The following is a 4,564-nucleotide window of genomic DNA, read 5'->3' as shown; positions in this document are numbered from 1 at the left end:
GGGCTGGCCCTCTTCCACCGTCAGGCAGGTGTTGAGCAGCAGCACGCCGTTTTGCGCCCACTTGACCAGGCTGCCGCCGGGCGGCGGAAACGCCGGGGGCAGCGTGCCCAGATCGCGCTGCAATTCCTTGAAGATGTTGCGCAGCGACGGCGGCAGCGCCACACCCGGCGCTACCGAGAACGCCAGCCCCTCGGCCTGGCCGCGCCCGTGGTAGGGGTCTTGGCCGAGGATGACCACGCGCACGCTTTCAGGCGGCGTCAGTTCCAGCGCGCGCAGGGGCCGGGGCGGAAAGATGGTGGCCCCGGCCTGCAAGCGCGCCTGCAAAAAGGCCAGCAGCTGGTGCCCCTCGGTGCTGGCAAAAAAGCCGTCCACCAGCGGTTGCCAGCCGCTGGCCACGGGCCAATCGGCGGGGTCAGCGCTCTGGAGTTGCGCCGCGTTCGGGGGATTTGTCCATTCAGTCATCAGCGTCATCCAAAACCAATGCAGGGAGGGCCGATTTTTTAAGCCCAATCGGCCTCTAACGCCCACCAGACGGGCGCTAGCAGCTATGTTTTTTGATAAACCACAGCTGTGCCAGGCACGGCGCGCGCAGGGGTTGGGGGTTTCAAGCCAAAATGGTTTTTAACGCCCGCCAGATATGCGCCAGCAGCTATTATTTTGATAGCTCAGGCGAACAGCTCGGCCAGCGCCAGGCCCGGCTCGGGCGCGCGCATGAACGCCTCGCCCACCAAAAAAGCGTGGACGTCGGCATCGCGCATGCGCTGTACATCGGCGCGCGTCAAAATGCCCGACTCCGTGACCAGCAGGCGGTCGGCGGGCACGTGCTTTTGCAAGTCCAGCGTGGTTTGCAGGCTGACCTCGAAGCTGCGCAGGTCGCGGTTGTTGATGCCGATCAGCGGCGTTTTCAACTTCAGCGCGCGCTCCAGCTCGGCGCCGTCGTGGACTTCCACCAGCACGGCCATGTCCAGGCTGCGGGCAATGGCCTCGAAGTCGCGCATTTGCGCATCGTCCAGGCAGGCGGCGATCAAGAGCACCGCGTCAGCGCCCATGGCGCGCGATTCATACACCTGGTAGGCATCGACCAGAAAGTCTTTGCGCAGCACCGGCAGCTGGCAGCTGGCACGCGCCTGCTTCAAATAATCGATCTGCCCCTGAAAAAACTGCTTGTCGGTCAGCACCGACAAGCAGGCGGCGCTGACCTGGCCGTTGCCCTCGGCGTAGCTTTGCGCGATGTCGGCAGGCTCAAAGTCTTCGCGGATCACGCCTTTGCTGGGGCTGGCTTTCTTGATTTCAGCAATCACGGCGGCCTGACCGGCGGCGATTTTGGCGCGCAGGGCGCCGACAAAATCGCGCGTCAGCACGCGGCTTTCGGCGTCGGCGCGCATGGCCTCCAGCGACTTGCGCTTTTGCGCTGCGGCCACTTCCTGCACTTTGACTTCGCAGATTTTTTTCAGAATATCGGACATGGTTTTTTCCTGGTGGCTGCGCGCGGGGGCCGGGCGCAGCGGGGTGGCGGGTGGGGAGGCTGGCAGCGGCGCGCGCTGCCAGCGCTCAATCGGGGGTGGATGCGGCAGGTGCCGCAGCGGTGGCAGTGGCGGCGGTTGCAGCAGTGGCGGACGGTGCCGGTGGTGTGGCCACGGCAGCAGCGGCAGGCGCAGCAGGTGCAGGCGCCGCCTCGGGGGCGGGCGCGCGCACCACTTTCATGATGGTGTGGTGCATCACCGCACCCACCACGATGAACAGCAGCGAGATGCCCAGCACGATCCAGGTGCCGGCGTCGTGCCAAATGGGGGCGTCGAGCAGGCTCATGGTGTGCTCCTTGCTGCCGGGGTCAGGCGGTGGTGGCCGCAGCGGCCAGGGCCTGGGTGCGTGCCACCAGCGCGTCGAGTTTGGCGCGGGCAGCGCCGCTGTCGATGGCCTGCTGCGCGCGCGCCAGGCCCTCGGCAATGCTGGGCACCACGTTGCCCGCGTACAGCGCAGCGCCCGCGTTCAGGCAGACGATGTCGCGCGCCGGGCCGCTGGCACCGGCCAGCACGCCCAGCAGCATGGCTTTGGACTCCTCGGGGTTCTCCACCTTCAGTGAGCGGGTGCTGGCCATGGGCAGGCCAAAGTCCTCGGGGTGGATTTCGTACTCGCGCACGGCGCCGTCTTTCAACTCGCCCACCAGGGTGCTGGCGCCCAGGCTGATTTCATCGAGCCCGTCGCGGCCATAGACCACCAGCGCGTGCTCGGCGCCCAGGCGTTGCAGCGCACGCACCTGGATGCCCACCAGGTCTTCGTGGAACACGCCCATCAGGATGTTGGGCGCGCTGGCCGGGTTGGTCAGCGGCCCCAGGATGTTGAACAGCGTGCGCACGCCCAGCTCTTTGCGCACGGGCGCCACGTTTTTCATGGCCGGGTGGTGGTTGGGCGCAAACATGAAGCCGATGCCCACCTCGGCAATGCAGCGCGCAATCTGCCCGGGCGTGAGGTTGATGTGGATGCCCAGCGCCTCCATGGCGTCGGCGCTGCCGCTTTTGCTGCTGACGCTGCGCCCACCGTGCTTGCTGACCTTGCCGCCCGCTGCCGCGATCACGAAGGTGGCGCAGGTGGAGATGTTGAAGGTGTTGGCGCCATCGCCGCCCGTGCCCACGATGTCCACCAGGTGCGTGGCATCTTGCACCGCCACCTTGGTAGAAAACTCGCGCATCACCTGCGCGGCGGCGGTGATTTCACCGATGGTTTCTTTTTTGACGCGCAGGCCGGTGACGATGGCTGCCGTCATCACCGGCGAGAGTTCGCCGCGCATGATCATGCGCATCAGGTGCAGCATCTCGTCGTGGAAGATTTCGCGGTGCTCGATGGTGCGTTGCAGCGCTTCCTGGGGGGTGATGGACATGGGGCCTCCGCCAAAAATTTACAGTGTTTCAGGGCTCTAAGGCTGATGGAGCCTGCGCGAGCAGCTATCAAATGAGATGCACCCTGCGGTGGGCGCACGGCGCAAAGCACCGGCACCCAGCGCGGGGCAACACGCCGCCCTCAGGCGCTGCGCGGCTCCAGAAAGTTTTTCAGCATGGCGTGGCCGTGCTCGGTCAGGATGCTCTCGGGGTGGAACTGCACGCCTTCGATGTCCAGCGTTTTGTGGCGCACGCCCATGATTTCGCCATCGTCCGTCCAGGCGGTGATCTCCAGGCAGTCGGGGCAGGTGGCGCGCTCAATGGCCAGCGAGTGGTAGCGGTTCACGGTGAACTGCGGCGGCAGTCCGGCAAACACGCCCTGCTGCGTGGTGGTGATGACGCTGGTCTTGCCGTGCATGAGCTGCTGCGCCCGCACGATCTTGCCGCCAAACGCCGCACCAATGCTCTGGTGGCCCAGGCACACGCCCAGAATCGGCAGCTGGCCCGCAAAGTGCTGTATCGCCGCCACCGAGATACCCGCCTCGGCTGGCGAGCACGGCCCGGGCGAGATGACCAGGCGGTCAAGCTGCCCGGCGTCCAGCCGCGCCTGGATGTCGGCCACGGTGATTTCGTCGTTGCGATACACCTGCACCTGCGCGCCCAGCTCACCAAAATACTGGACGATGTTGTAGGTAAAGCTGTCGTAGTTATCGACCATCAAGAGTTTCATGGCTGCTCTCCTTGGGGCGCGCGCAGGCGGGCAAATTCGCGGTGCTCTTGGGCGATGGAATGCTCCATCAGGCTGCGGTAGATGGCCTCGATCACGTCGGGCGCGCCGCCGTGCAGTGCGGTGCTGGCACGCACGCGCTGCACGATGGCTTCGATGCGCTCTTCGTCGCGCACCTGGGCGGCGTCTTGCTTGATGCGCGCGGCCTGCGTCATGTAGCCGGTGCGCTGCACCAACAGGGGCACCAGGATGTCGTCCAGGGCGTCGATGTGGCGGCGCACGTCTTGCATGGTGGTGCAGTGCTGCACGTTGTCAATGGCGCGGGTCATTCCAGGCCCTCCTCTACCAGTTCGGCGGCGCGCAGCAGGGCGCGGGCTTTGTGTTCGGTCTCTTTCCATTCCAGCTCGGGCACCGAGTCAGCCACCACCCCGGCGGCGGCCTGCACGTAGAGCTGGCCGTCTTTGATGATGCCGGTGCGGATCGCAATGGCCACGTCCATGTCGCCGGCGTAGCTGAGGTAGCCGCAGGCACCGCCGTAAATGCCGCGCTTGCTGGGCTCCAACTGGTCGATCAACTCCATCGCGTGCACCTTGGGCGCGCCGGTGAGCGTGCCCGCCGGGAAGGTGGCCTTGAGTACGTCCATGCTGGTCATGCCCTCGTTCAAGATGCCCTCGACGTTGCTGACGATGTGCATGACGTGGCTGTAACGCTCCACCACAAAGGCTTCGGTCACTTTGACGCTGCCGGTTTTGGCGATGCGGCCAATGTCGTTGCGTGCCAGGTCAATCAGCATGACGTGCTCAGCGCGCTCTTTGGGGTCGTTGATGAGTTCGACCTCGGCGGCCTTGTCCAGCTCGGGCGTGGCACCCCGGGGGCGGGTGCCCGCCAGCGGACGTATGGTGATTTTTTGCCCCTCGGGCGTGCTTTCCTGGCGCACCAGAATTTCCGGGCTGGCGCCGAC

General features: G+C 65.7%; 7 protein-coding genes. All 7 read right to left on the bottom strand.

Annotated features, from left to right (window positions below; translation table 11 throughout):
• On the bottom strand, positions 1–462 hold a 462-nt coding region (locus PHX69_RS15395; RefSeq protein ID WP_502958550.1), incomplete at its 3' end, for a uracil-DNA glycosylase family protein.
• 203 nt (positions 463–665) lie between these two features.
• On the bottom strand, positions 666–1,466 hold the full coding sequence (trpC, locus tag PHX69_RS15390) for an indole-3-glycerol phosphate synthase TrpC (protein WP_119012391.1): 801 nt from the start codon (positions 1,464–1,466) through the stop codon (positions 666–668).
• Positions 1,467–1,551: 85 nt separating this feature from the next.
• Positions 1,552–1,809, bottom strand: coding sequence for a hypothetical protein (locus PHX69_RS15385; RefSeq protein WP_288044909.1), 258 nt, complete (start codon positions 1,807–1,809; stop codon positions 1,552–1,554).
• Positions 1,810–1,831: 22 nt separating this feature from the next.
• Positions 1,832–2,878 (bottom strand): anthranilate phosphoribosyltransferase, encoded by a 1,047-nt coding sequence (trpD, locus tag PHX69_RS15380; RefSeq protein ID WP_119012393.1) that lies wholly within the window; start codon positions 2,876–2,878, stop codon positions 1,832–1,834.
• 140 nt (positions 2,879–3,018) lie between these two features.
• Positions 3,019–3,606: an aminodeoxychorismate/anthranilate synthase component II gene (locus tag PHX69_RS15375; protein ID WP_119012394.1), complete on the bottom strand. Its 588-nt coding sequence runs from the start codon at positions 3,604–3,606 to the stop codon at positions 3,019–3,021.
• Positions 3,603–3,932 carry a chorismate mutase gene (locus PHX69_RS15370; protein ID WP_119012395.1) on the bottom strand — a complete coding sequence of 110 codons (330 nt, stop codon included), beginning with the start codon at positions 3,930–3,932 and terminating at the stop codon, positions 3,603–3,605. Before PHX69_RS15370 ends, PHX69_RS15375 begins: the two co-directional genes overlap by 4 nt.
• The coding region (locus PHX69_RS15365; RefSeq protein WP_288044904.1) for an anthranilate synthase component I family protein at positions 3,929–4,564 on the bottom strand (636 nt) is incomplete at its 5' end. The genes PHX69_RS15365 and PHX69_RS15370, both read right to left, overlap by 4 nt.

Origin of the sequence: Simplicispira sp. (assembly GCF_028687295.1) — a bacterium.
GTDB classification, from domain to species: Bacteria; Pseudomonadota; Gammaproteobacteria; order Burkholderiales; family Burkholderiaceae_C; genus Simplicispira; species Simplicispira metamorpha.
This window is presented reverse-complemented; position numbering and strand designations above follow the sequence as displayed.